The sequence below is a fragment of the Parasutterella excrementihominis YIT 11859 genome (assembly GCF_000205025.1).
In the GTDB taxonomy this organism is placed as follows: Bacteria; Pseudomonadota; Gammaproteobacteria; order Burkholderiales; family Burkholderiaceae_F; genus Parasutterella; species Parasutterella excrementihominis.
On sequence record NZ_GL883676.1, the window covers coordinates 1 to 25187 of the forward strand.

Consider the following 25187-nt stretch of genomic DNA (forward strand, 5'->3'; position numbering starts at 1 on the left):
ATTCGAAAGGAGGAGGCGCTTCCTCCCCTGCCGGAAGGCAGGGGACTCCGCGCCTAAATTTGATGAATTTATCGACAAAAACTCCTTCCTCTTCTCTTAAGGAAGACACGGAAGAGCTCGTCAATTCGCTCAATCGAATGCTCCAGAGCGCTCAGAACGACGCTGCGGAAATTGCAGCGGCACTCGGGCGTATTGCCAAGAATTACGGCATGTCCCGCCTTGCCCGAGAAACTGGACTCTCCAGAGAAAGCCTTTACCGCACGCTTTCGGGACAGTGTTCTCCGGAATTTTCAACCATTCTCAAAATCATCCGTGCCCTGAATTTGAACTTTGCGGTTACGGACAACTCTTCTTCAAAATAATCAATCATGCAGCAACCACAAGATAATGAATTTACCCGCGCTGAAGAGATTCGAAAGCTCCGCGTTATTCCTGAGCTTATTTCTCATCACCTAGAAATCCGCGGAGATGATCCGGCCGTTTGTCAATTCAATGCCAAAACCAAACAATGGGAAACGCTCTCTTTTAAAGAGCTCTACGCTCGCGCCCTAGATTGGGCCAACGCGTTTGTAGCCTCCGGTTTAAAGAAAGGCGATCGAGTCGCCATGCTTCTGCCAAACGGCATTGATGCCGTTTGTTTTGACCAGGGCGCACTGATCGTCGGCCTTGTTCCGGTCCCGCTGCATATCATCGACACGCCGGCCAACTGCGCCTACATTCTGGAAGATTCGGACACGAAGCTCCTCGTCACTGTTAACCGCGCACGCTGGCATGCCATTCAAGCAACCGGCGCCGATTTGTCTCAGCTCCGCACAGTCGTCTACATCGATGATGAATCCGAACCTGAAAGCAACGAGGTTCGCAGCGTTAACGTTGCTGAATGGCTGAAAGAAGGCGAATCCGTCTTAACCCTTCCGCCCGGACCCGAAGAGGAAGACTTGGCCGCTTTGGTATACACCTCCGGTACAACCGGTAAACCTAAAGGTGTCATGCTCACACATAAAAATATCATGAGCGATATTTCGGCCTTGCTTTACAACATCGCGCCGAATCCTTCCGACACCTGGTTATCCTTCCTCCCGCTGTCTCACACCTTCGAGCGCACCACTTCCTATTACATCGGCCTGGGAATGGGCAATAAAGTCACCTTCAGCCGAGGAGTTGCACGCATTCTGGACGATTTAAAACTTGTACGTCCGTCCATCATGATGTCCGTTCCGAGAGTTTTTGAAAAAGTCGCAGCTAAGATCAACGAACGTCTGAAACAAAAAGGCGCCGTGAGCCGCCTAGTCTTCAACGCGGCTGTTGACGCCGGTTACCGTAATTTCTGCCGCTGCAACGGCCTGCCCGTCGACTCCGCTGTCCCGGCAGCCTTCGATCGTCTGATGGATCCTCTTTACGACAAACTCGTTCGCAATCAGATTAAGAACTCCTTCGGAGGCCGCATGCGCGTCGCGGTTTCCGGCGGTGCAGCCCTGAGCCCAGAAGTTGCCAAAACGATCATCGGCTTAGGAATTGAAATCTTCCAAGGCTACGGCATGACCGAAACTTCCCCGATCATTTCCGTCAATAAAATCGAAGCCAATCATCCCGATACTGTCGGGCCGATCCTCGAAGGTATTGAAGCCAAACTGGGAGAAAAAGACGAGCTCTTAGTGCGCGGACCGCAGGTCATGAGAGGCTACTGGAAGCGTCCGGAAGACACGTTCAAGACTCTGGATCCCGAAGGCTGGCTCTCTACCGGTGACCAAGCCGACATCCTTCCCGGCAACTACCTGAAGATCAAAGGCCGCATTAAAGAGATCATCGTGACGTCTACCGGCGAGAAGGTGCCCCCTGTCGACATCGAGCAAGCCATCGAAACGGATCCGCTTTTTGATCAGGCCATGGTCTACGGCGACAATCGTCCCTTTATCGTCGGCCTCCTCGTGCTGAACAAAGATAACTTCGAACGATTTGTCGTTTCTCTGAACCTGGATCCCAAAGATCCTGAAATCCTTACCAACAAGGCAGTTATCAGGGAAATCCTTAAACGCATCAAGACCGCCTGCAAATCATTTCCGCAGTATGGTGTACCTCGTTCCGTGCTTCTTCTCAAAGAACCTTGGACAATTGAAAACGATTCTTTAACGCCTACGCTGAAATTGAAGCGCCGCGTTATCGTGGCCGAACACGGTGACGAAATCGAGAAACTTTATGAAAATTTTGGAAAGTAAATGACAGCAGACAACCTCAACAACATGCGCGTCATTCCGGACTTGCTCGCGATCAACGAAAAAGTTCGCCCGAACAAGGTTGCTTATCGCCAGTTTGACGACAAATCTAAGACTTGGATCAGCGTAACTTGGAAAGAATTCGCTGATATGGTTCGCAGCTGGCGCAAAGCCTTTACGGCCTCCGGCTTATCAAAAGGCGACCACGCAGCTGTCCTGTTGCCCAATTCCATCACGGCAACCGCCTGCGACTTGAGCATCCTTTCGCAAGGCATGGTTCCGGTTCCCTTGCACGCGGTTGATACGCCGTCTTCCAGCGCTTTCATTCTGAACAATTCGGAAGCTAAGATTCTTTTTGTTCCGCGTACTCTGCGCTGGAACGCCATGCTGAACGCGCAAAAAGAATATCCGTACCTCAAACTCGTCGTCACGACCGGAAACGATGCCGAGGGTGCTTCAGAAGACTCTCCTGTCCCTGTGGTCAATCTTTCCGATTGGCTCAAACAGGGAGAAAACACCGACCTTAAAGAAGTCTCGATTGATCCCGATGACCTCGCTGCCATCGTCTACACCTCAGGCACCACCGGTAAACCGAAAGGCGTCATGCTCACGCACGATAACGTTTTAAGCAACGTGAAATCGTTTTCTCAGGTGATTGACGTCGGTTCCGATGACGTCTTCCTGTCTTTCCTGCCGTTTTCTCATACGTTCGAAAGAACCGTCACTTTCTACTTCACTTTGTTCTTAGGCGCCGAAGTCGGTTTTGCCCGCTCCGTCTTAAAACTTGCCGAAGACCTGAAGATCATCCGTCCGACGATTTTTGTGGCCGTACCTCGCGTCTTTGAGCAGTTTCATAGCCGCATCAAAGCGAGTCTTCAGTCCAAGGGAAGCATTGCCGCCACGCTTGCCGATCAAGCCGAAATGATCGGCTGGAGAAGATTCTGCCGCCGTAACGGCCTGGCCGTTCCCTCTTCTTCCGCTTCCTGGCTTGATTCTTTCATTTGGCCGATGCTGGAAAGCCGCATCGTGCTCCCGATCCGCGATGTGTTCGGAGGCCGATTGAGAATCGCGATTGCCGGCGGTGCCGCGTTAAACAACGCTATCGGCCGTTTCTACAACGCCATGGGCGTTGAACTGCGCCAGGGTTACGGTCTGACCGAGACCTCTCCGGTTATTTCCGTGAATCGCGAGAACTGCAACAATCCCGTCACGGTCGGACAGCCGATTCCCGGACTTCAAATTCGTCTCGGCGACATAGAAGAGCTGCAGGTTAAAGGCCCGACTGTCATGAAAGGCTACTGGAAGCGTCCTGACGCAACAGCCGAAGTCTTTACCGAAGACGGCTGGTTCAGAACGGGCGACCAAGCTGACTTGTCGGATGCCGGCCGCATCCGCATCAAAGGTCGAATCAAAGAAATCATCGTAACTTCCACCGGAGAGAAGATTCCTCCGACCGACATGGAACTTGCGATTCAGACAGATCCGCTTTTTGAGCAGGTCATGGTGGTGGGCGAAGCTCGTCCTTTCATCACAGCTTTAGCTGTCGTCAACGAAGCCGAGTGGGAGAAGTTTGCTAAGGAATTCAATGTGGATCCTTCAGACGACCGCATGCTCATGCGTCGCGACATCCGCATGGCCGCGCTGAAGCGTTTAAAGAAAGCTGCTTCTCGCTTCCCGCAGTACGGTATTCCGCGAAATATTCGCCTGTTGAAGGAACATTGGACCGTTGACAACGGATGTCTGACGGTCACGATGAAGCTTCGCCGTCCGATCATCCGCGAAAAACTCCGCGCTGAGATCGACGAGCTCTACACCGTCCCGCAGAATAACGTTTAATCAGAGATTATTCCTTGATTCGTGCAGCCTTCGGGCTGCACGTTTTGTTTTGGGCTTAGATCAGGTGTGCTTAGCTGATCTTCTTTTCCATTTCGTCCAGACGTGCCTGCTGCTCCTGAAGCAAATTCTCGAGCGATTTAATCTTCTCTACGTACGGGTCTTCTTCGTTAGCAACGACGCCATAGGCAGCTAAACGAACCTGGGCTTTCGGGTCAGGCTGAGGCTCGGGCTCTTTCTTCGGAACCGCTTTCTTGGATTTATCCACGATTCGAGCCGGGTTGCCCACAGCTGTTGAGTTGGGCGGGAGCGGCTTGATCACCACGGCGTTACTGCCGATGCGGCAGTTATCGCCGATTTCAAAACCGCCGAGAATCTTGGCGCCGGCGCCGACAATGACGTTTTTACCGATCGTCGGATGCCGTTTTGTTCCCGAGGCAAGAGAAGTTCCGCCCAGCGTGACGCCGTGATAAATCGTGCAGTCATCTCCGACCTCAGCCGTCTCTCCGATCACGACTCCCATGCCGTGGTCAATCAGCACGCGGTCTCCGATCTTTGCTGCCGGATGGATTTCAATTCCGGTTAAGAAGCGGTTGCACTGGGAAAGTGCTCTTGCGCTTACCTTCCAGTCTTTATTCCACAGCCAGTGTGCCACTCGGTGTGCAATGATGGCATGCAGTCCGGGGTAGCAAAGAAGAACCTCCCAGCGTGAACGCGCGGCAGGATCCCTTTCATAAATGGAGTTGACATCTCCTTTGATTCTCGAAAACATCCTTCCCTCTGAATCTCTTATTGCTGTCCGTCTTTTTTCGATTTTCTTCCGCTGCGTTCCGCCCGCGGACAAATAATCGCAGCGCAGATACCCCTAAGCATATCGACATCGGGTACGCTTAAACCGGAACGAGACAAAATTCTTTTCAGTTTGGGCATCATCAGCTTAGGACGTTCGGGATTCAGAGCTCCGCAGGCGATCATTGCCTCTTCAAGGTGTTCATAGAGCCCTTCAATGGCTTCCACACTTGCGGGCGCCTCACCTTCAAAACGGCTGGCATGCGCATCCAAGGCTCTTCCGCGAAGTGTCTGCTGAGCCTGATAAGCCGTCACCTGCACAGCCTGGGCCAGATTCAGGGAATCGCATTCAGGATTAGCCGGGATAGCGGTACAGAGCTGACAGAGCATCATCTCTTCGTTCGTCAGGCCGCTTCTTTCCGTTCCGAAGACAAAGGCGATTTCTTCCTGAGGATTTTCTTCCAAACATGTCTTGACCATTTCGCAGGAAGTCTGCAAGTCTGCCAGAGGAGGTCCGAATTCCCGATCGTAGCCGGAGAGCGCACAGGCAAAAGAAACATCTTTTAACGCTTCTAAAAGTGTCTCAGTACAGACGCTGTTTTGAAGAACATCGACAGCATGAGTAGAAAAAGCAATTGCATCCGGATCGGTGCGGTACTCGGGATGACGGGGGCTCACGACGTATAGACGGTCAAATCCCATGGTCTTAATCGCCCTTGCGGCAGAGCCGATATTGCCCGGGTGGCTGGGTGAAACGAGAACGAAGCGGATACGCCCTCGTTGGGGAAGGAAGTCCATAAACTACTGTCTCTTGAGGTAAAATTTCTGACTCTAAAGTTTACTTCACCGCTGAGGCGGTGCATAAAAAGTTCATCAGAGGAATAAATGGCAACCACAACTAAGCCGATGGCAAAAACGACAAAGGCCACCGATAAAAAGCGCGCTCCTCGCTCCACCAGCCGTAAAAGCGCTGAAAACGGCGATCAGAAGAAACATTACCGCCCTGCTCCATCTCTGCCGATGCAGAATGAAGGCATGCTCAACATGGCAATTAAGGCCGCTCGCGACGCCGGCAAGATTCAGGTCATCGCTTTCCGTGACCGCAGCAATCTTCAGATCTCGAACAAGAGTCTCGGCGACTATGTCACTGAAGTGGACAAAGAATGCGAACGCGTCATTGTAGAAACACTTAAGACCGCCTACCCCGATCACGCATTCCTCGGTGAAGAAACCGGTGAGAGCGGCAAGAAAGACGCCGAATACACTTGGGTCATTGATCCGCTCGACGGCACGACGAACTTTATTCACGGAATTCCTCAGTTTGCCGTTTCCATCGCTCTGCTGAAAAACGGTCAGCCGCTCCATGCTGTCGTCTATCACGCCATGGCCAATGAGCTCTTTACCGCAACCAAAGGCAAAGGTGCTTACCTTGATTCCCGCCGTATCCGCGTCTCCGGCTGCAATTCCATGCAGGATGCCCTGCTTGCCACCGGCTTCCCCTTCCGCGAAGGCGATAACTACGATGCTTACATCAAGTCCATGAAGGTCATGATGGAAAAGACCTGCGGTCTGCGCCGCATCGGTTCTGCTGCTCTTGATCTTTGCTGGACAGCCTGCGGCCGCTTTGACGGCTACTGGGAAAAAGGCATCAAGATTTGGGATATCGCTGCCGGTGCACTGATTGCCCGTGAAGCCGGCGCCTTCGTTACCGACTTCTCCGGCGAAGGTGATTATCTTCAGAAAGGCGAAATCATTGCCGCCGCTCCGAAGATCTTCCCGGAAATGGTTAACGTCATTCAGGGCCGCCAAGCTTAATCCTTAGCGCAAATTTTGATAAAGCCTTCGGCGAACCGTCCGAAGGCTTTTTTTATCGATTTTTTGTCCGTTGAGATATCATCAACGAACGCCACTTATTATCCAAGTATCAATGTCCGACAAGTCTATCGCCTCGATTGCCAATATTAGTGAACAGGATTTGCTGAGCTTTACGCCTGCAATGCGTCAGTTTATTCAAATCAAACGCGACAATCCGACCTTATTGATCATGTATCGAATGGGCGACTTCTACGAAACTTTTTTCGAAGACGCCGAACTCGTCCATAGAGTGCTCGGGCTGACGCTGACTTCGCGTTCGTCCACCAACTCCGGGACTCGTATCCCAATGGCCGGCATTCCCTACATGACGCTGGATCAGTATCTGGTCCGTTTGGTCAATCAAGGCTTCAGTGTCGGCATCTGCGAGCAACTCGGTACCCCGGGCAAAGGTTTGATGGAAAGAAAGCTGGTTCGTACGATCACGCCGGGAACGCTGACAGACGAAAGCCTTCTCAACGACCGCTCGGAGAGCACACTGCTCGCCGTGTACATTCAAGGCAAGGGAAGCGCTGTCGGATTAGCCTGGATGACGATTTCTTCCGGTGTCTTCAAGGCGATGGAAACCACCGAGGCCGGTCTTCTGAACGAAATCGAACGCATCAATCCGTCTGAAATTTTGATTGCAGACCATGACCGCGAACTTGCTGAAGAGCGTTTCCCGGATCGTTCTGTATCTGCCCTTCCCGACTGGCACTTTGATCGAATTCGAGCAGAAAAGACCCTGCTGAAGCAATTCGGAACCTCCACCCTTGAGCCTTTCGGAATCGCCGACTCCGACCTCTTGATTACTGCGGCCGGAGTGGTAGCGGAATATGCCCGTTCCACCCAGGGAACCGACTTAACGCACATCACGGCCATTACCCGCGAGACAGACAACGACCACTTAGGCCTTGATGCTGCCTCCCGCAGAAACCTTGAAATTGTCCGTACGCTGCGTGGAGAGCAGACCAATACGCTCTTCTCGACGTTGGACCATTGCCGGACGGCGATGGGAAGCCGCCGTCTTGCTTCCTGGCTGACTTCGCCCTGTCGAGATCAGTCTGAAGCCACCAAACGGTCGGATGCTGTCGAGATTCTTTTGGGCTCGATGGAAAAGCTGGAAAACATTAACGAGTTCCTAAAAAGCATTCCCGACTTTGAACGAACCGCTACGCGTATCGCTTTAGGCTCAGTCAAACCTCGTGAACTTGCTGCTTTGCGGGACGCGCTGCCGTCGCTCAACGTAATAGCCGAGAACCTGTCGGATCTTGATTCCGAACTTCTCAAAGAAACCGCGGAAGAGTTGCCGCTCCCCGAAGAGCTTTATCAGCTTCTTTGCGCTTCTCTAAAAAAAGAACCGAGCACCTTTATCCGCGACGGCAATGTTATTGCCGAAGGATTTAATGCTGAGCTTGACGAACTTCGCGCCCTTAAAAATCACGGCGGTCAATTCTTAGTTGACTACGAAGCCCGTGAAAAAGAACGAACAGGCATTCCCAATCTTCGAGTGGAATTCAACAGCGTTCAAGGCTACTTCATTGAAGTCCCTAAAGGCCAAATTGATAAAGTCCCTGCGGATTACCGCCGGCGCCAAACCCTCAAAAACGTTGAACGCTACATCACGCCGGAACTCAAAGCATTTGAGGACAAAGCCGTCAGCGCAGAGGAACGATCCAAAGCTTTGGAAAAGCAGCTTTACGAAGAGCTCATTCTTAAGTGCAAGCCCTTCTGCCAGGATCTTTTGAATTCCGCTCACGGCGTCAGCGCCCTTGATGCGCTTTCTTCTTTTGCTCAGCACGCCGATACCTACCGCTGGATTAAACCGAATTTTGTTCCGGTGACCTCTGTGGAGATTAAGGGTGCCCGACACCCGGTTGTCGAAGAAACGATCGAGAACTACGTACCGAATGACTGCGACCTCGATGCCCAGCACCGTCTGCACATCATTACCGGACCGAACATGGGTGGTAAATCAACGTACATGCGTTCCATCGCGCTGATTGTTCTTTTAGCTTACAGCGGTAGCTTTGTTCCCGCAGAGAGCGCGGACATCGGCGTCATCGATAAAATTCTGACTCGTATCGGTGCCGCAGACGATCTGGCAAGGGGACTTTCCACGTTCATGGTGGAGATGACCGAAACCGCTTCGATCCTCCGCCAGGCGACCGATAAGAGCCTAGTCCTTATGGACGAAGTCGGACGCGGAACTTCTACCTTTGACGGATTGTCTTTGGCAGCCGCAATCGCGGAAGATTTAGTTGTGAACTGCAGAAGCCTGACGCTGTTTGCAACGCATTATTTTGAGCTGACGCAGTTAGAAAAGACGCTCCCAGATGTCGTCAACGTTCATGTGGCGGCCGCTGAAAGTTCGAAGAACATTGTCTTCCTGCACGAAATCCGACCCGGCGCCGCCAATCAAAGCTACGGTATCGCTGTGGCCAAGCTGGCGGGCATTCCGAGAAGTGTGATTCGAGGTGCACAAAAGGTGCTCTTAAAACTTGAAGAACGTGCGGCTCAAACGGATGATAAACAGCTCGACCTCTTTGTTGCGTCTGAGGCCTCGTCAACAGTCTTCCCGGAAGAAGAACTCCCCGAAGAAGATCCGACTCTGCTCGAACTCAGAGACCAGCTCGCGGATGTTTCCATGGATGATCTCTCTCCGCGCCAGGCTTGGGAATTATTGGCCGATCTGCAAAAGAAAGCCAAAGAGACGAAATAGTATTTTTCTGTCTTTTTAATGCGAATGGCTCGACCTTTGTCGAGCCATTCGCATATTTGATTCTTCGGTGAATCAGTGTTTGGTTTCTGAAGCCTCTTTGACCAGATCTGCGACCTCCAGCAGTTCCGGCGCTTCCATTTCTTCGACTTCTTCCGGCGTGGCTTTTTCGACCTTGAGGACTCTAACGACAAACTTCAGAGCCCAGCCGGCAAACGGATGATTACCGTCTAAGAAGACGTGGTTTTCATCGCTGCCGATCACGGTATAAAATCTTCCGTCGCTCGGTTCTCCAGGAACGCCTTCGACTTTCATACCGGGTTCCACATTGTCACCGAGTAAATTCAGCGGAACGGAGCGAATCAGTTCCGGTTCGCTTTCCCCGAAAGCATCTTCCGGCTCCAGCGTCAGCGTAACGGTATCTCGTGCCTTCTTACCCATCAAGGCCTGTTCAAGTTTCGGGAAAATATCATTGTGTCCGAACAACACTTGCCAGCCTTCTTCCGGGCCTTCCTGTAATTGATTTCCGGTGAGATCAAAAACATCGATCTTCAGCCAAGCAACCGTATCTTTTCCAATTACTGTTTCTGCCATGGTTTTAAACCTTCCTTTTTGACTGCGCTCATCCTACCAGTCTGAAGCGTTATAAAGGCTTTCGATCACCTCAGAACGGTTATTTCACGCAGATCTTGCAGCTGTATTCGTCACACTCTAAGCAGAACATCGTGACGAAGTTTTCCGCACCTTCCGGGAAGGAAGGCACCACTCCGGTCTGGTGGCGATAGAAAACTTCGAGCGCGTGACGGGCTTCCGAGCCCTGAAGGATTTTCATCGTTCCGTTGGCCATGATGCTTTGGAAAGCCGAGCCGCTCTTGCAAGGAATTTCGGGATCAATGACGACGCGTTCTCCGCACTCCATAATCGCAGCCACTTTATTGCAGATGCCGCGGATGATGGAAACTTTTTTACCATCGAGCGCGCTGTGGCTGTAGAGGCGGAGCTTCCCTTCAGGCGTAAATTCATAACCGAAGTTCATGATCACTGCGTACGGTTTTTCTCCATCCCACATGGCGTAGCTCACGATTTTGCAGCGATCAAGAATCACTTTCATCTTCTGAACATCAGCAACTTCACGGTCAGTTCGGCGCAATTTATTTTCTCCTATGAAAAAGCCGACGTTTTAAGGGCGCCGGCTTCGAATTTGATTTGAATTTTTATCTGACTTGTTCTTGGAGCAGATTCAGAATTCTTGCAGAAGTGCTCAAAGGATCGGTCTTATCACTGTCAGGCATTGCGGTGACAGTTGTCTTATTGCCGTCAGAAACAAGTTTGACACGATAAAGCGGTGCATCGACGGGTTTTTCTTTCGAGAACCAGCGGCTAAAGAGGCCTTCGTCGTTGCGCTTCTTAACTTCGTAGTCCGGATCCAGATAGCGGATGTAGTAGATACCGGCAGAGCGGTCACGGTCTTCAATGTTCAGACCGACACGATCAAGGCCGACGCCAACGCGTCTCCAGGCGCGGTCAAAGTCTTCGTCGATTTCCAGGGCTTCCGTCTTGCCGTCAGCTCCCTTGATTTCACGGCTGATGTAAACTGGAGCGGCTTTCTGCAGTGCAGGCTGTTTTTCGATTTCTTCTCTGGTCTTCTGCTTCGGATTGAAGTCATTTTCCAAGCGCAGAGACAAGCGAGTCAGCATTTCGGCTTCAAGTTCTTTGTCAGCCGGAGCCGGCTGCCAGGCAGTGTGTTCTTCGCTGGAGCTGGTATAGACCTCAACCATGCGGCGGTTCGTGATGTAAATATCGGTACCGCCGTTTGCATTGCGTTCAATACGAGTGCGGTAACGGTCACGTTCGCCGGTGGAGTAAACGGAGTCGAGAAGCTTGCCGAGCGTAGCTCGGATAATGTCCTGCGGCAAATTGGCTTTGTTTTCTGCCCAGTTGGTTTCCATCACGCCGGCGCGCGGATCTTCTCGTTCAACCTGAAGACCGACTGAAGGCCAGAAGTCCAGCAGAGATTCCCAAACCTGTTCCGGAGGCAGGTTGACTTGGATATATCTTTCACTGCCGTCTTTAACAATTTTTGTCACGACGGTTGTGGGAAGAACCGGAGCGGTGCCGTTCTCAACAGCGGCGCCGGAAGCGTTCTTGCGAGCCTGCTCGGTTTCAGCAACCTGAGTAGCCGTAACGGTCTGAGTCTTACCGGGAACGGTAAAACGATCGTCCATCGGGAGCTGTGAAAGATCAGGCGGAATTTCTAACGGAGCGCGGCTGGTTGTGCTCTCGTACTGAATCTTTTCGTCTGTAAATTTAGAACCCAAGTACTGACATCCGGTCAAAGAGGCCGCAATGACGGCAACAGTACAGGCACGCAGAGGAAATCTGCTCATTTAGTCACTCCAACTCCCTGGAAAATCGGGAAAATTAAAACTATTAAGGCGGTAATTTTAGCTTATACCGCCTCTTTCGTGGTGCTCAGTGAATTAGATGCATCCGCCGACCATCAATGCACGCTCAACCTGCTCGTGTTTCGAGGGGGAAAGCGGTGTCAGCGGGAGACGGATTCCGGGAGGAATGAGTCCCATTCTGTGAAGGGCCCACTTCGGAACGATCGGGTTCGGTTCACAGAAAAGTTCTTTGTGCAGCGGCATCAGGCGATCATTAATTTCACGAGCGCCCATGACATCGTTGGCCAAGGCCATCGCGCACATGCGGCTCATGAGTTCCGGAGCCACATTGGCAGTCACGGAAATAACACCGGCGCCGCCCATCAGCATCAAAGCTAAAGCGGAATCATCGTTGCCGCTGTAAATCGCAAATTCACGATCTTTCGGCAGACGGCTCAAGAGTTCGGAAGCGCGGCCCAAATCACCGGTTGCGTCTTTCAAACCGATAATGTTCGGAAGCTCCAGCAGACGAAGCACCGTGTCATTCTTCAAATCGGCAACCGTTCTTCCGGGAACGTTGTAGAGAATAATAGGAATATCAACTGCATCGGAAATTGCTTTGAAATGCTGGAAGAGACCTTCCTGTGTCGGCTTGTTGTAATAAGGAACAACTTGAAGTGTCGCATCTGCGCCGACGGAAGCTGCATAAGCGGAAAGCTCGATGGCTTCCTTCGTAGAGTTAGAACCTGTTCCGGCGATCACGGGGATGCGGCCAGCTGCCGTTTCAACGGCGACACGAACAAGTTCGTTATGTTCGTCATAATCAACCGTCGGGCTTTCGCCGGTTGTACCGACGGCAACGATGGCGTTAGTGCCGGCGGCGATGTGCATTTCAATGAGGTTGCGGTAAGAGTCGTAGTCAATGGTGCCGTCTTCGAACATCGGCGAGACCAGTGCAACAATACTGCCTTTAATCATTATCAGTCACTCCTTGAGGTGAGATCCTTGGTTGGTTTATCAAATTCATTGTATAGAAGTTATGGAGCCTAACGAGGCTCCATAATCATTGATTTCACTAAGATTTATTCTTTTGGCAGGATCACCGGAACATTTTTCCCGTTGATCGGCTTTCTAGCCACAAACCGCTGGAAGCAGTCGCCCTTTTCAATCAGCGACTCTTCGTATGCGAACACTTCCAGCGTATCCCGGAAAGCATCAATGAGTTCCAAAGGCTCCAGTACAAAATCCGGGCTCTTTGCGCGATTGCCGTCAAACCCTTCAAAGGGAAGCATGAAGGTTTCATAAATAAGGTATCCGCCCCGCTTTAACGATTTGACCAGATGCGGAAAAAGCGAGCGCTCCAGGTAGAAGCTCACGACGATCACGTCGAATACTTCATCCTCGAACGGCCACGGAGCCCCTTCTAAATCCGCCTGCATAAACGTCGCGCCCGGAATTACCTCAATGTAAGGTCTGCAGCGCTCATCGATATCCAAACTCGTCACTTGGTTGCCGAAAGAAGCCAAGAGCTTAGTGTTTCGGCCGGCGCCGCAGGCCATATCCAGCACCTTAGCGTTGGGAGAAAAGAGCGGACAAAAACGTTTGATCCACGCAGAAGGCTCAGCGTTTAATCCTTTAACGGCATGCTCGGACGGAATGTAAGGTGCTCTCATGATGTGCTTATCCTCGAACTAAATGAACCACTGAACGATTGCCTGTCCCATCCTCATGAACGGATGCATAAGGAAGGACAAAGTTCCCGTCAGAATCAGCGCAAACAAAATCCACATTCCGTACGGCTCGATTCTTGAGTACTGCCAAGCCATTCCCGGAGGCAGAAGACCGGTAACAATGCGGCCTCCGTCCAGAGGAGGAATCGGAATCAGGTTCAATGCCATGAGCACGATGTTGCAGCTGACGCCGGCCACACACATTTTTATGAAGAAGTCTTCGTAAATGCCCATGGAGATCAAAATTTTGAGTGCGATGGCCCAAAGGATGGCTTGGATCAGATTGGCGCCGGGACCGGCTGCCGCCACCCAGATCATGTCGGTTTTAGGATTGCGCAGATTGCGGAAATTGATCGGTACGGATTTTGCCCAACCGAACACAATGCCGCTCATGCCGGTCAGCGCACTGCCGATCAGCAGCGCACCCGGAACCAAGATCGTTCCTACCGGGTCAATATGCTTGATCGGGTTCAGCGTTAAGCGGCCGAGCATGTAGGCCGTCTGGTCGCCACAGAGCTTAGCGACGTAACCGTGCGCCGTTTCATGAATCGTGATCGCAAAAATCAAAGGGATCGCGTAAACCGCGATCGTCTGAACAATTGAAGAAATGTCCATATGCTTCTTTAGAGGAGCTGATTAGATGGGAGCTTTGTTAAAGGCCTAAGGCAGAAACCGAGCCTAAGCCTTCACGGATAACTTCGGGTTCGTCTCCGGAAAGATCGACCACTGTCGTATCACCGATTACGGAAGTGCCGTCATCCAAAATGAAAGCCAGCTGGTCACCGATTCGATCCTGAATTTCCCAAGCGGAAGAAAGCGGTTCCTCCTCGCCCGGCATGATGACCGTCGTGCCGACAAGAGGCTCTCCGATCTTTTCCAGCAAAGCGTGCAGTGCTTTATTAGACGGAACTCTTAAACCGATGGTCTTCTTAGACGGATGAGAAAGGCGACGGGGCACTTCTTTAGTCGCTTCCAAAATGAAGGTGTATGGCCCCGGCGTGACGCTTTTTGCCATGCGGTAGCCGGTATTGTTGACGCGAGCGAGCTTGCTCATCTGAGACAGAGAGTCACAGAAAAGCGTGAAGTGCTTCTTCTCGCTCAGCTGACGAATCAGACGAATCTTATCCAGCGCTTCTTTGTCGTCCAAACGGCAAACCAAAGAAAAACCGGTGTCGGTAGAAACAGCAGCCAACTGCCCTTTTGTCAGGAGCTTCGCGGCTTGTTCGATGCGATGAGGCTGAGGGCTCTCAGGCATCACTTGCAATATGTATCCCATTACTTTGACCTTTTCTATATATAAATTCGGGCGAAGAGAAACCGCCTGATTTTTAGGTCAGTATTGTATAGGTGTGCGGTTCATGACGCGCGAAAATGATTCCAAACGGGCTCAACTGTTCTCGGTAAATCGCCTTGAAGACCGGGCTCGCAGCGGTTCATAGGACGGTGGAAGTCACTGCCGGTAGAGGCCCAAAGATTTCTCGACTGAGCGAAATCGCAAAAAAGCAAATTCTGTCCGGGGGTATGGCTTCCCGTCGTCACCTCAATCGCGTGGCCTCCCGCTTCGGTAAACTCCTTGAACATGCTGTCGAATTCCCATTCATTAAGCTTGTATCGGCCCGGGTGAGCTAGAACGGGAATACCTTTTGCCTTGAGAATCGCCGAGGTTGCTTCATGGATGGAGGTTTTAGCGCGTTCTACGTAACCGGGTTTACCGCGGGAGAGATACTTGGAGAAGGCGGCGTTGTAATCTTCGACATAACCGTTTTGTGCGAGCCACGCGGCAAAGTGCGGACGTCCGATGAGTCGGGGATTCGTCACAATTTCCAAAACGCCTTCCCAAACGCCTTTCATGCCAAGCCTCTCTAATTTTTCGGCTATCTGCACTGCTCTTTCAAACCGGTTAGCGCGGATGCGTCCTAAGAGCGCCTGGAGCATTTCATCTTCAGGATCAAAATCGAGCCCCACCACATGAATGGAAACTTCCCCGTAATCGGCGCTGATTTCTACCCCGTTCGCAAACTGGAGCCCGTGCTGAGCGGCCGCTGCTTTCATGCGTTCAAGTCCGCCCGTCTCATCATGGTCAGTCAGCGAGATCAGCTCGACGCCGTTATTTTTAGCTCGAATAACCAATTCTTCGGGTTCTTCCACACCATCCGAAAATGTCGAATGCATATGCAGATCTGCGCGTTTAATTTGCTTCATCAACGACCATCCATCAGTGAAACGCTTAGCTCTTTGTCCGTTTTGAACATATCGGGGGTATACCCCGAGCGAGCGAAATACTAAAATTCACGAGTTAGTGAAAATATGTATAAGTTTAGGTAACCACATCAATCTATGACAGAAAATAAAAAAGAAAATCTTAACAACCGCATGATTAAATTTTTGTTCGAGGGTGCGCCGGTTCGCGGTGCCTGCGTACAAATGGCCGAAGAATGGCAGGAGATGATTAAATTCCATCACTATCCTGAAAACGTGGCCGCTTTGCTCGGACAGTTCACAGCCGGGGCTCTTCTTCTTTCGAGCACCATCAAGTTTGAGGGCAGCCTGATTCTTCAGGTTAAGGGTTCCGGCCCGATCGCCTTCATTTACGCCGAAGTCCGCAATCCGATGAGCGTTCGCGCAATGGCCGAAATCCGTGAAGGTGCGGAAATTAAGCCGGAAATGGATCTGCAGGAACTGATCAACAAAGACGGTAAAGGTCTCTGCGCCCTGATCCTTGACCCGAAGGACCGCAGACCGGGAGTTCAGCCTTACCAAGGCATGGTTTCTCTGGAAAGCAACTCCGTTGCCGAAAATCTTGAAAACTACATGGCCAAGAGCGAACAGCTCGAAACCAAGCTTTATCTTGCCGCTGACAGCAAGAAACTCGGCGGCCTTGTCATTCAGAAAATGCCGTCGGTGGGCGGCAACGTTAGCGAAATTTCAGATCCGGATGCCTGGGGGAGAATCCTGCAGCTCGCTCACACCGTTACTAAGGATGAGCTGCTCAACGTTCCTGCGACAGATGTTCTTCATCGCCTCTTCTGGCAGGAAAAACTCGTTCCCGTCGCAGAAACCGACATCACTTTTGAATGCAACTGCTCCCGCGACAAGACTGACAGCATGCTGCTGCAGTTGGGCAAGCAGGAATGCATGGATATTCTGAAGGCAGAAGGCAAGATTGAAGTTAACTGCCGATTCTGCAACCGCAAGCAGGTTTACACGCCTGAAGAAGTGGAAGCCTTATTCGTGGAGCCGAATATTGATGCTGCCGCCATGGGAACCGACCCAAAACGTCCTCAGTAATTTTTGAAAGCTTCCCATAAAAAGAGCTCGGCTGAAGATACAGTAGCCGAGCTTTTTTGGTCTCTAGGAGAGACCAAGGAGGGATTCTTTTACTTCGGATCTTTCATATTCCAAGCTTTGACGTCATGGCAGGTGGCGCAGTCGTTAACGCTCGGACGATGTTCACGGTGGCAGTCGGTGCAGTCTTCCGTCTTGCCGAAGTGATATCTGTCATGAGGATTGATTCGGGCGAGGTGCTCTTTGACTTCGCCGGTCTTCGGATTCTTCATGCGTGAAATGTAGTTGAGGCGGTCGGTTTTTTGGGCCAGCTGATCCTGGTTATGGCAGGTCTGACACTGTTTTGTTTCGACCGGTTCAAACTTTCCGGTGGTATGACACTGCGTGCAGTTCACACCGCGCTGAGCATGCTTGCTGGACTGAGGCATTCCAGCGGCCTGAACGGACATAGCGAAAACGGACGAGCAGATTAAGAGTGCGGCTTTATAAGTAAATTTCATGGCTTCCTCCTAGATACTTTTGCGTTGAGCGGCACTTTCACCGGCAATCATGCCGAAGACTGCGCATTCAGGCATCGAGCAGCCGGTCATACGTTCCTGGCCGTGCAGTCCGCCGCTGGCTTCTCCGACCACATACAAACCTTCGATCGGTTTACCGTCTTTCAGCGCAATTGCTCTGCCTTGTAAATCCGTGCGGATTCCACCCGGTGTGTAGTTCAGTCTGGGGTTAATGACCATCGCAAAGAGCGGTCCCTTCAGGTCGAGCGCTTCAACCTTGCGGCCGGAACGTTCAAGCGGTTTATCAAACTGAGCGTCCTTGCCTTCCGTGATCATGGCGTTGTATTTAACAAGCTCGTCTTCAACGACCTTTGGATCAGCGCCGAAAGCCTTGCAAAGTTCGCTCAGATTGTCGTACTTGACCATTGTGCCGTCGATGCCGTTTAAGCCGTTAAGGCTGCGCTGGACACGGTTGAGGTTGTGGAATTTACCCAGAGATTTTTCATCGTAGATGATGAACGGTTTCTTGTCTCCGTTCTGCAGTCTCTTCAGAAGAACCGCCTGTGCAAGCGCATTTCTTGTTAAGCCTTCATTGATGAAGCGGCGACCGGTGGCGGGATCGACCATCATGCCCCAAATCATATCTTCCGTCGGCAGCGGATAAGCAAAGCGAAAGAGAGACAAGTGCATCGGCTGGGCACCTGCGTTAACTAAAATCTTCAGAGCTCCGGCGGTTGCGCCCGGGTTTGTGGTGGTTGCAACGCCTGCTAAGAACGGAACCTCTGAAGAGCGGAATGCTTTGTCTCTGGCGTAGCCGCCGGTAGCGAAAATCACGCCTTTCTTAGCTTCGATGCGTTTTTCCACACCGGTCTTGTTTTCGTTGTCGTCGGTTTCAGGGGTATCAAAGAAATATTTTTCTCTGACCTTGACGCCGACCGCGACGCCTTTATCGTTAAAGAGAACTTCATCGGCCTTCACATGGGTGCGGACAGTGACGTTCTTCAAACCTTTCATGTAAGTCCACAGAGCATTCAGCAGACCGGCTCCGTCACCTTCGGAAACGAGAACACGAGGCTGAGAGTGACCGCCTAATTTCAGCAGGCGGCCGTCCCACTTGACGCCGCGCTGTGTCATGAAAGCTTCGGCGCGGGCAGTGTTCTTTGCCATTTCAAGGGCCTTTTCATAATCGCCCATGTTGCCCGAGACTTTATACATATCGGAGGCGAGCTGCTCAGACGTGTCTTTGACGCCTTTAGCCTTTTGAGCGGGAGAACCGACACAGGCAAAGTTCAGACCGCTGATGCGGGATGTACCGCCGAGGCGGCTCATCTTTTCAATCATTAAAACATTAGCGCCTTTATCGGCGGCGGAAAGTGCGGCCATCGTTCCGGCAATACCGCTGCCTACGACGATCACGTCGAAGCTTTCATCGAATTTGGGTTTGGCAGCTTCGGCGGCAACGGCCGGAGTGGAACCGATAACTGCAGCCGCAAGCAGAGATCCTTGGAGAAACGAGCGACGCTTCAAAGCGGATGTTGTCATATTTTTCCTCTTGTTATGGTTTGAGGTGGTCTATGACTGTTATTTTCTAAAAATAAACTTTCAGCGCCGCCAAAAAAAAATCGAAAAGATTACAAAAACATTACAAGTCCTCTTCCGAAAGGTCTTCGATGTAATAACCGATCCCTGAATAAGAGGAAATGGCCGAGCCCGGGAAACCTGCCGCCGTCAGTTTCTTTCTTATTCTGGAGAGGGACACACGCAAATAGTTGAGTTCTCCGATAAATTCAGGCCCCCAAACTCGCCGAAGCAAATCTTCGTGTGTAAAGATGGTTCCCGGCCGTTTAACCAAGATAAACAGAAGACGGAACTCAGTATCGGCAAGCCTAATTTCCTGATCCTTGTATCGGCATGTACGTTTATCGGGATCCATAACGAGAGGTCCGTTAACTGCCTGTACGGTCGCTGCCGGCCCGGTCTTCACGCCGCCGGAGCGTCTCAGGATAGCTCGGATGCGAGCCGTCATTTCTTCGATGGAAAATGGTTTGACGACATAGTCGTCGGCCCCGAGTTCCAAGGCTTGGGTTTTCTTAGCAATTTCTTCTCGAGCCGAAAGCATGATCACGGGAATTGACGATTTCTTTCTCAATTCTGCTAGGAACGCCATACCGTCGATCTCAGGCATCATGTAATCGAGAATAATCAGATCGCAATGACCGTTCTTTAAGTATTCCGAAGCGCTCATTGCCGAGTCTGCCACGGCTACATCAAATCCTTCTGCCTCTAGAGAGCGGGAAAGCAGTCTGCGGATTTTGCTTTCATCATCAACAATCAAAATCGTCGTTCTTTCCGTCATTCTTCTTCCTCATTTGCTGTCTCTGTCGGAAGCGCCGGCAGCTCAAGCGTAAAGACCGTTCCTTCGCCTAAAGTACTTGCGACCGTGACCTTTCCTTTATGCAGAAGCACCAATTCCTTAGTAATGTATAAGCCCAAACCCGTTCCGCCGATTTTTCTAGCGGAATCCATTCTGACTTGATAAAACCGATCGAAGATCTTATCCAGCGCCGACTCGGGCACTCCTATACCGTCGTCTTCCACCATGAGTTCCAGGAAATCTCCTAACTTCCGGGTTTGAATTTTCACTCGGCAGGCACTGCCCTCTTTCCGGTATTTATAGGCATTCGAGAGAAGATTCTGAATGATCTGCATAAATGCCTGTTTGTCCACGTTGGCAGCCGCAGCATCCGGCGAAATTTCCAAGGAACATTCAAAATCTTTAAAGCCGGAAAAATGTTTGAGCGCTTTTCGTATCATGGGCTTAATCAAACAGAATTCCGGGTGAATTTCATAAGAGCCTGTCTGAAGTTTGGCAACATCCAGCCAACGAGAGATCATGTCTTTCATTTCGTCGGCGCTTTCCAGAAGCTCGGCGGCCGTCTCTTTACTCTCTGGGTCCTGAACCGTTTTGACCAGGCATTCTGCCGCCATGCGCACCCCGGCGAGCGGCGTTTTAAGTTCATGGGCAGCGATTCCGATCAGTTCATCCTTTAATCGGTCAATTTGAACTTCTGAAGTCGCATCGCGAGCGATTACACAGAACACATCTTTGGTCCCGCTCTCAAACATACGCAGTTCCAAATCATAAACACCGGAATGAATGAAAAGATGCTTATCAGGACTCTGATGCATTTCTTTTACCAGGGCTAAAAAGCGTTTCCGTGCTTCGTTCTCTGACAAGTTAAGCAGACGAACAGCCGAAGGATTACGAAAACGCATTTCCAGCTTTTGGTTAAACAAGACAATCCCTTCATTCATATCTGAGAAGAGAGAAGTCAAAAGCGCTTCATGCCGCTGAATCGTTTCAACCTGAGCCTTCACCTTAGCCTCAAGCGAGGAATTCAACTCCTTAAGACGTGTCTGAGCTGTCAGTAGTCTTTCCTGCATCCGTCCGTACGTGCGCTGCAGCTGAACAAGCTCTCTCGGCGACTTAATTTTTTCGCTTTTATCCGGAAGGATTCTTGCGGCCGTCATTTGACGCGTCAGTTTTTCAACAGCCCGAACTACTGAAATCGAAGCTAAAAAGCCGATCACAATCGCAGCTAGGAAAGTCGCGAGCCAAACAAATACATTGCGTATGAAAAGCTGGACCAAAACCGTCTTTCGATCAACGGTTCGTGAGAATACACCCACAGACCAATCCGTAACCGCTAAGGGACGCACATAACCGTAATATTCGGCATTCGAGAAAGTGAAGCTGCGGTGCGTTCTTTCTTCAATCGAGAGATTGTGAAGCGGAACCGACTTGCCGGAAGAAAAGATAACCTCTCCGTTTCTGCCGAAAATGCCGATTTGATAAGCATCCGTGGCCAAGCCTTTTAAAACCTGAGCGGCAATCTGCTCAAGATCAAGGGCGGCAACGGCCAAACCCACGAAACGTCCGTTGGAATAAACAGGCTTGGTAATATTCACAATCTTACGGTCGGAAGCTCCGACCGCTTGAACGAGTCCAGAAACCGATATGCCGTCCTTAACATAAGGATTCTTCCAGTGAGAGCGATCTTTATGTGAAACGCCGATATTAGATTCACCGCGCTTGTTTTTTCGAGGAGAAAAAGCCACGCTCACAGCGGAGGGATCGTCGAAATGCATATTCAGGATATCCGGCGAAGCCTTGCAAAGCTCTTCTAATATCAAACTCAGTTTCTCAGCGGGCTCTCCTTCTTCGGATTTCAAGATTTCCGCAGCAGCGGTTACCAAGGAAACGGCATTGTCGACCTTGGCTTCCAGACGCTCAGACACTAATAAAGAGATCTCCGCTCTCGTGCGATCGTCCTCAGTGAATTCTCTTTCAACCGCAACGTATTGAAGCCATCCCATGACCAAACAGGGAATGGTTACGGCCGCAGCCGAGATAAAAAATAATAGAGTCCGGAAACGCATGGAAACTTGGAAGAAATCGCTTTTTTAGATTATCTCCCGAGACCCTCAAGGACTCCCTGAGGATTTTTACCTAAGAAAGTTTTAGGTTTTGATAATCCCGGACGAGCATAATTTCTTCATTACAAAAACACTGCCTCGATCCGAATCATGGACATCACGCTTACCGTCATACTCGTCTGCTTTGTTGTTTTCTTTATTGCAGGCTTTGTCGATGCTATTGCGGGCGGAGGCGGTCTCATCACGATGCCGGTCCTTTTGCTGTTGGGCATACCCGCTCACTACACGCTCGGAACCGGAAAGCTCGCTTCCAGCCTCGGTTCAATTACGGCATTGATTACCTTCTGGAAAAGAGGCGCCGTCATCAAAGAAGTCGTCCTATTGGGCGTTATTTCTTCTTACTTCGGCGCAGTAATTGCCTCTGCGACGACACTTCTCATTTCCAATGAGAAGATGACGATCATCATGATTTTTCTTCTGCCAGTTGCGATTCTCCTTTCGCTTTTCTGCGGAACGCTCAAACTGACGGAAGAAGACCTTCCAAAGAAAGGGTTATGGTGGAGAGTCTCGGCAATCGGTTTGTCCGTCGGTTTCTATGAAGGCTTTTTCGGTCCCGGCGCCGGAAGTTTCTTTTTGATCGGCATTCACCTCTTGCTCAAGGCCGGTTTGGTTAAAGCTTCCGGTACGGCAAAAGCATTCAATATCGCCGCCAACTTAGGCGCGGTCACAACGTTTGCTTCCGCAGGAACGCTTTATTACTCGCTGGCTCTCCCTTGCGCGGTTGCCAGCATCTTGGGCAACCGCTTAGGCGCAATCTATGCCGTCAAAATCGGTCCGACGCTCGTACGCAGCATGCTCTACTTCGTGTTAGTCATGCTGCTGATTTCTCTGATAACGCGATTCGTTATTTAATTAGAACGCGGGGTACACGCTGGTTCACGTCGCAAAGAAGTTCATAGCCGATCGTGCCGAATCCCTTTGCGACTTCATTGACCGGCAGGTTCTTACCCCAGATTTCCACTTTGGAACCCAACCGGACATTGGGCAGATCGGTGACGTCAATCGTCAGCATATCCATGGAAACGTTTCCGATAACAGGTACTCTTTTGCCCTCAACGACCACCTCTCTGTGCGGATTGTCTTTACGCGGATAACCGTCGGCATACCCGCAGGCTACCACGGCGAGTTTCGTCGGTCGATGGGCAATAAACTTAGAGCCGTAGCCGCAGGCTTCGCCCGGCTGAAGATCCTGGAAGGCAATGATTTCGCTCTCCAGTGTCATGACGGGATCAATACCCAGAGACTGTGAAGAAACATTACCGTCGGGGCTGACACCGTACATGGCAATACCTGCGCGCACAGCCTCGTCTCCGGCTTCATGCCACAAAATGCCGCCCGTGTTGGATAAGCACATCGGCAGAAGTCCGCGCAGTTGTATCAATGCAGCAAGCTGATTCTGGACGGTAACCGGTTTGTCCTGTTCGTAAGTAACTTCAGCATTGGCAAAGTGCGCCAACAGATCGACAACTTCTACCTTAGGAATATTATTCAGGCGGAACAAAACTTGAGGAATCGCCTCCGGTCTGAAGCCCAAACGGTTCATACCGGTATTGCACTTCAAGTGCACGCGAAGCGTGTTTTTGAGTTCGGCTTTTTCCAGCCATTCAATCTGTCTTTCGTTGTGAATGACGGTTTCAAATCCGTACTCATCAGCCATCTCGATGTCAGAGGCCGCAAAGATGCCTTCAATTAACAATACCGCTTTGGCCCAGCCGGCTTTGCGGATATCCACACCTTCTTTCGGATCAAGAAGCGCTAACCCGTCAACCCAGTTGTCGAAGGTCGGAAGCAGACCGATCAGACCGTGACCATATGCGTTGGCCTTAACAACGCCCCATAAAAAACGATTGCCGCTTTTTGCGCGAAGCAAAGACAAATTCTTTTCCAGTGCGTATGTATCGATGAGGGCTCTAATCGGTCTTGTCATTCTTTTTCCTATCTCGCTGAAAGCTATTGCGATATTTTAGAGTGAACTGCAAACCGACAGAGACCGAAGCAAAGATTTTTCTAGCTGAATATTTTTTCCAAAATCATCATCAGGCCGAAGCCGCACATCAAACCGATCGTGGCCGTACTGTGATGGCCTCTGCGGTGTGTTTCAGGAATCACTTCGTGGAAAACGACAAACATCATGGCGCCGGCAGATAACGCCAGTCCCAGCGGATAGACATAGCCCAACCCGCCGGCAAGGCTCACGCCGAAAAGTGCGCCGACCGGTTCCATCAGACCCGAGAACACTCCGATCCCCACTGCCTTCGCGCGTGAAATGTGAGTCGAGCAAAGAGCGAGTACGACCGCCAGACCTTCCGGAAAGTCCTGCAGAGCAATGGCAATCGTGAGCGGCACACCGATCTGCATGTCTTCTGCTGAAAAAGATATGCCCATCGCCAGGCCTTCCGGGATGTTGTGAATGATGATGGCAAGAACAAAGAGCCAGATGCCGCTTTTGACTTCGATCTCCGGACCTTCATAATTCTGACCTCCGTGCTCATGAGGAGTCAGCGCATTAATGATCAGGAGGAAGACAACACCAAGAAAAACTCCGAAGAGTACCCAAAGCGTTGCTGCTAATTCAGAAGTGAACAGCTTTTCACTGGTTTCGATACTCGGAAGCAAAAGCGAGAAGATCGCTGCTGCAAGCATCATGCCGGCCGAACTGCCAAGCATCCAGTCTTCGGCTTTATCGGAAAGTTTATGAAGATAAAAACCCGGCAGGGAGCCTAAGGCCGTCGCACCGAAACCGACCATACCGGCGATAAAGGCGTAAAGCGGGGCCTTAGCACCGTAAACCGTCATATCGTAAATCGCTTTCAGGCAAAAGAAAGCGACAAGTGCAAACAGAAGCAGACATCCGTAAAACCATCCGCGATGCTCCTTTGCGTAGCGTGCCACCGTCATCGGTTTACTCATGTTCACTCCTAACAAAAAGATCCGACTTCGTCATTCTTATGACTCTCAACTCTCAATTTTGAAATCGAGACTACTCTCGTTTGCGGCTAGGAAGGATTTTTTCTGCCTGACACGGACATAAAAAAGGCCGGAGTTTTTAGTTCCGGCACTTCTCTAATTAATAAGTAATTGATTACGGCATAATTCGAATCAGGTATTCGTTCTCGCGAATCATATTGAGTTTTTCACGAGCCCTACTTTCTAAGGCTTCACTGCCATGGCGAAGACTATCGGCCTCGCCTTCGAGCCTTGTAATTTCAAGCTCGAGCGCGGCATTCTTCTCCTTCTGAGTTTTGAGCTGGTCCTGCAAATCGAGAAGCGTAGCATTGCTGCCCTTCCCGACCCATAACGGATATTGAATGCCGACCACGGCAATGGCGAGTACCAGGACTAAAAATCGAGGTACTCCCAGCTTTACCTTTTTCGTCAGGCGCGCCATA

24 protein-coding genes are annotated in these 25187 nt (G+C 51.0%); 7 read left to right on the plus strand and 17 right to left on the minus strand.

The annotated features are described in order from the left end of the window. The 3 genes from HMPREF9439_RS00370 to HMPREF9439_RS00380 form a co-directional block, all read left to right on the plus strand. Positions 1 to 362: addiction module antidote protein (locus tag HMPREF9439_RS00370; protein ID WP_008863288.1), on the plus strand; the 362-nt coding region annotated here is incomplete at its 5' end. A gap of 6 nt (positions 363 to 368) precedes the next feature. Then, positions 369 to 2216, plus strand: a complete 1848-nt coding sequence (locus HMPREF9439_RS00375; RefSeq protein WP_008863289.1) for an AMP-dependent synthetase/ligase — start codon at positions 369 to 371, stop codon at positions 2214 to 2216. Then, the gene (locus HMPREF9439_RS00380) at positions 2217 to 4049 is read left to right on the plus strand and encodes an AMP-dependent synthetase/ligase (protein WP_008811795.1); all 1833 of its coding nucleotides are present in this window, start codon (positions 2217 to 2219) and stop codon (positions 4047 to 4049) included. 70 nt (positions 4050 to 4119) lie between these two features. Here the strand turns inward: HMPREF9439_RS00380 and cysE are convergent, their stop codons facing one another. Together cysE and HMPREF9439_RS00390 are read right to left on the minus strand one after the other, a co-directional pair. Beyond that, entirely contained in the window at positions 4120 to 4818 is a 699-nt protein-coding gene (cysE, locus tag HMPREF9439_RS00385; protein WP_008811794.1) for a serine O-acetyltransferase, read from the minus strand. Positions 4819 to 4835: 17 nt separating this feature from the next. Beyond that, positions 4836 to 5633 carry an RNA methyltransferase gene (locus tag HMPREF9439_RS00390; protein ID WP_008811793.1) on the minus strand — a complete coding sequence of 266 codons (798 nt, stop codon included), beginning with the start codon at positions 5631 to 5633 and terminating at the stop codon, positions 4836 to 4838. A gap of 87 nt (positions 5634 to 5720) precedes the next feature. Here HMPREF9439_RS00390 and HMPREF9439_RS00395 point away from each other — a divergent pair, with 87 nt between their 5' ends. Then, positions 5721 to 6650, plus strand: a complete 930-nt coding sequence (locus tag HMPREF9439_RS00395) for an inositol monophosphatase family protein (RefSeq protein WP_008863290.1) — start codon at positions 5721 to 5723, stop codon at positions 6648 to 6650. A 112-nt stretch (positions 6651 to 6762) separates the two neighbouring features. Then, the gene (gene mutS, locus HMPREF9439_RS00400; protein ID WP_008811791.1) at positions 6763 to 9408 is read left to right on the plus strand and encodes a DNA mismatch repair protein MutS; all 2646 of its coding nucleotides are present in this window, start codon (positions 6763 to 6765) and stop codon (positions 9406 to 9408) included. A 72-nt stretch (positions 9409 to 9480) separates the two neighbouring features. On the opposite strand, the gene HMPREF9439_RS00405 is transcribed toward mutS, so the two are convergent. The 8 genes from HMPREF9439_RS00405 to HMPREF9439_RS00440 all read right to left on the minus strand — a co-directional run bounded on the left by HMPREF9439_RS00405 (position 9481) and on the right by HMPREF9439_RS00440 (position 15721). Beyond that, positions 9481 to 9999, minus strand: a complete 519-nt coding sequence (locus HMPREF9439_RS00405; RefSeq protein WP_008811790.1) for an FKBP-type peptidyl-prolyl cis-trans isomerase — start codon at positions 9997 to 9999, stop codon at positions 9481 to 9483. A 79-nt stretch (positions 10000 to 10078) separates the two neighbouring features. Continuing rightward, positions 10079 to 10555: a pyridoxamine 5'-phosphate oxidase family protein gene (locus HMPREF9439_RS00410; RefSeq protein ID WP_040603333.1), complete on the minus strand. Its 477-nt coding sequence runs from the start codon at positions 10553 to 10555 to the stop codon at positions 10079 to 10081. Between the two features lie 64 nt (positions 10556 to 10619). Then, positions 10620 to 11792: an outer membrane protein assembly factor BamC gene (gene bamC, locus HMPREF9439_RS00415; RefSeq protein WP_008811788.1), complete on the minus strand. Its 1173-nt coding sequence runs from the start codon at positions 11790 to 11792 to the stop codon at positions 10620 to 10622. 93 nt (positions 11793 to 11885) lie between these two features. Continuing rightward, on the minus strand, positions 11886 to 12767 hold the full coding sequence (gene dapA / locus HMPREF9439_RS00420) for a 4-hydroxy-tetrahydrodipicolinate synthase (RefSeq protein WP_008863292.1): 882 nt from the start codon (positions 12765 to 12767) through the stop codon (positions 11886 to 11888). A 104-nt stretch (positions 12768 to 12871) separates the two neighbouring features. Next, positions 12872 to 13462 carry a class I SAM-dependent methyltransferase gene (locus HMPREF9439_RS00425; RefSeq protein WP_008863293.1) on the minus strand — a complete coding sequence of 197 codons (591 nt, stop codon included), beginning with the start codon at positions 13460 to 13462 and terminating at the stop codon, positions 12872 to 12874. Positions 13463 to 13480: 18 nt separating this feature from the next. Continuing rightward, complete coding sequence (locus HMPREF9439_RS00430) at positions 13481 to 14134, minus strand: site-2 protease family protein (protein WP_008863294.1); 654 nt, start codon at positions 14132 to 14134, stop codon at positions 13481 to 13483. A gap of 37 nt (positions 14135 to 14171) precedes the next feature. Next, entirely contained in the window at positions 14172 to 14795 is a 624-nt protein-coding gene (locus HMPREF9439_RS00435) for an L-threonylcarbamoyladenylate synthase (protein WP_008863295.1), read from the minus strand. 80 nt (positions 14796 to 14875) lie between these two features. Then, positions 14876 to 15721: a phosphatase gene (locus HMPREF9439_RS00440; RefSeq protein WP_008863296.1), complete on the minus strand. Its 846-nt coding sequence runs from the start codon at positions 15719 to 15721 to the stop codon at positions 14876 to 14878. A gap of 135 nt (positions 15722 to 15856) precedes the next feature. On the opposite strand from HMPREF9439_RS00440, the gene hslO reads away from it, so the two are divergent. Beyond that, positions 15857 to 16807, plus strand: coding sequence for an Hsp33 family molecular chaperone HslO (gene hslO / locus HMPREF9439_RS00445; RefSeq protein WP_008863297.1), 951 nt, complete (start codon positions 15857 to 15859; stop codon positions 16805 to 16807). Positions 16808 to 16896: 89 nt separating this feature from the next. On the opposite strand, the gene HMPREF9439_RS00450 is transcribed toward hslO, so the two are convergent. The 4 genes from HMPREF9439_RS00450 to HMPREF9439_RS00465 all read right to left on the minus strand — a co-directional run bounded on the left by HMPREF9439_RS00450 (position 16897) and on the right by HMPREF9439_RS00465 (position 21678). Next, positions 16897 to 17304, minus strand: a complete 408-nt coding sequence (locus tag HMPREF9439_RS00450; protein WP_008863298.1) for a cytochrome c3 family protein — start codon at positions 17302 to 17304, stop codon at positions 16897 to 16899. A 9-nt stretch (positions 17305 to 17313) separates the two neighbouring features. Then, positions 17314 to 18843, minus strand: coding sequence for an FAD-dependent oxidoreductase (locus HMPREF9439_RS00455; protein WP_008863299.1), 1530 nt, complete (start codon positions 18841 to 18843; stop codon positions 17314 to 17316). Positions 18844 to 18943: 100 nt separating this feature from the next. After that, positions 18944 to 19657, minus strand: a complete 714-nt coding sequence (locus HMPREF9439_RS00460; RefSeq protein WP_008811779.1) for a response regulator transcription factor — start codon at positions 19655 to 19657, stop codon at positions 18944 to 18946. Continuing rightward, positions 19654 to 21678, minus strand: a complete 2025-nt coding sequence (locus HMPREF9439_RS00465) for a sensor histidine kinase (protein ID WP_008863300.1) — start codon at positions 21676 to 21678, stop codon at positions 19654 to 19656. The genes HMPREF9439_RS00460 and HMPREF9439_RS00465 overlap by 4 nt, the downstream gene beginning before the upstream one ends. Before the next feature lie 210 nt (positions 21679 to 21888). On the opposite strand from HMPREF9439_RS00465, the gene HMPREF9439_RS00470 reads away from it, so the two are divergent. Then, entirely contained in the window at positions 21889 to 22650 is a 762-nt protein-coding gene (locus HMPREF9439_RS00470; RefSeq protein ID WP_008863301.1) for a sulfite exporter TauE/SafE family protein, read from the plus strand. Here the strand turns inward: HMPREF9439_RS00470 and alr are convergent. The 3 genes from alr to HMPREF9439_RS00485 all read right to left on the minus strand — a co-directional run bounded on the left by alr (position 22643) and on the right by HMPREF9439_RS00485 (position 25186). Continuing rightward, positions 22643 to 23725: an alanine racemase gene (gene alr / locus HMPREF9439_RS00475; protein ID WP_008811776.1), complete on the minus strand. Its 1083-nt coding sequence runs from the start codon at positions 23723 to 23725 to the stop codon at positions 22643 to 22645. The two genes, HMPREF9439_RS00470 and alr, sit on opposite strands and share 8 nt — an antisense overlap. A gap of 80 nt (positions 23726 to 23805) precedes the next feature. After that, complete coding sequence (locus HMPREF9439_RS00480; protein ID WP_008863302.1) at positions 23806 to 24708, minus strand: ZIP family metal transporter; 903 nt, start codon at positions 24706 to 24708, stop codon at positions 23806 to 23808. 172 nt (positions 24709 to 24880) lie between these two features. Further along, complete coding sequence (locus HMPREF9439_RS00485; RefSeq protein ID WP_008811774.1) at positions 24881 to 25186, minus strand: septum formation initiator family protein; 306 nt, start codon at positions 25184 to 25186, stop codon at positions 24881 to 24883. Between the last annotated feature and the right edge of the window lies 1 nt (position 25187).

Coding starts and splice junctions, on each gene's coding strand:
- HMPREF9439_RS00375 (WP_008863289.1), top strand. CDS start 369: ATGCAGCAACCACAAGATAATGAATTTACCCGCGCTGAAGAGATTCGA.
- HMPREF9439_RS00380 (WP_008811795.1), top strand. CDS start 2,217: ATGACAGCAGACAACCTCAACAACATGCGCGTCATTCCGGACTTGCTC.
- cysE (WP_008811794.1), bottom strand. CDS start 4,818: ATGTTTTCGAGAATCAAAGGAGATGTCAACTCCATTTATGAAAGGGAT.
- HMPREF9439_RS00390 (WP_008811793.1), bottom strand. CDS start 5,633: ATGGACTTCCTTCCCCAACGAGGGCGTATCCGCTTCGTTCTCGTTTCA.
- HMPREF9439_RS00395 (WP_008863290.1), top strand. CDS start 5,721: ATGGCAACCACAACTAAGCCGATGGCAAAAACGACAAAGGCCACCGAT.
- mutS (WP_008811791.1), top strand. CDS start 6,763: ATGTCCGACAAGTCTATCGCCTCGATTGCCAATATTAGTGAACAGGAT.
- HMPREF9439_RS00405 (WP_008811790.1), bottom strand. CDS start 9,999: ATGGCAGAAACAGTAATTGGAAAAGATACGGTTGCTTGGCTGAAGATC.
- bamC (WP_008811788.1), bottom strand. CDS start 11,792: ATGAGCAGATTTCCTCTGCGTGCCTGTACTGTTGCCGTCATTGCGGCC.
- dapA (WP_008863292.1), bottom strand. CDS start 12,767: ATGATTAAAGGCAGTATTGTTGCACTGGTCTCGCCGATGTTCGAAGAC.
- HMPREF9439_RS00425 (WP_008863293.1), bottom strand. CDS start 13,462: ATGAGAGCACCTTACATTCCGTCCGAGCATGCCGTTAAAGGATTAAAC.
- HMPREF9439_RS00430 (WP_008863294.1), bottom strand. CDS start 14,134: ATGGACATTTCTTCAATTGTTCAGACGATCGCGGTTTACGCGATCCCT.
- HMPREF9439_RS00435 (WP_008863295.1), bottom strand. CDS start 14,795: ATGGGATACATATTGCAAGTGATGCCTGAGAGCCCTCAGCCTCATCGC.
- HMPREF9439_RS00440 (WP_008863296.1), bottom strand. CDS start 15,721: ATGAAGCAAATTAAACGCGCAGATCTGCATATGCATTCGACATTTTCG.
- hslO (WP_008863297.1), top strand. CDS start 15,857: ATGACAGAAAATAAAAAAGAAAATCTTAACAACCGCATGATTAAATTT.
- HMPREF9439_RS00450 (WP_008863298.1), bottom strand. CDS start 17,304: ATGAAATTTACTTATAAAGCCGCACTCTTAATCTGCTCGTCCGTTTTC.
- HMPREF9439_RS00455 (WP_008863299.1), bottom strand. CDS start 18,843: ATGACAACATCCGCTTTGAAGCGTCGCTCGTTTCTCCAAGGATCTCTG.
- HMPREF9439_RS00460 (WP_008811779.1), bottom strand. CDS start 19,657: ATGACGGAAAGAACGACGATTTTGATTGTTGATGATGAAAGCAAAATC.
- HMPREF9439_RS00465 (WP_008863300.1), bottom strand. CDS start 21,678: ATGGGATGGCTTCAATACGTTGCGGTTGAAAGAGAATTCACTGAGGAC.
- HMPREF9439_RS00470 (WP_008863301.1), top strand. CDS start 21,889: ATGGACATCACGCTTACCGTCATACTCGTCTGCTTTGTTGTTTTCTTT.
- alr (WP_008811776.1), bottom strand. CDS start 23,725: ATGACAAGACCGATTAGAGCCCTCATCGATACATACGCACTGGAAAAG.
- HMPREF9439_RS00480 (WP_008863302.1), bottom strand. CDS start 24,708: ATGAGTAAACCGATGACGGTGGCACGCTACGCAAAGGAGCATCGCGGA.
- HMPREF9439_RS00485 (WP_008811774.1), bottom strand. CDS start 25,186: ATGGCGCGCCTGACGAAAAAGGTAAAGCTGGGAGTACCTCGATTTTTA.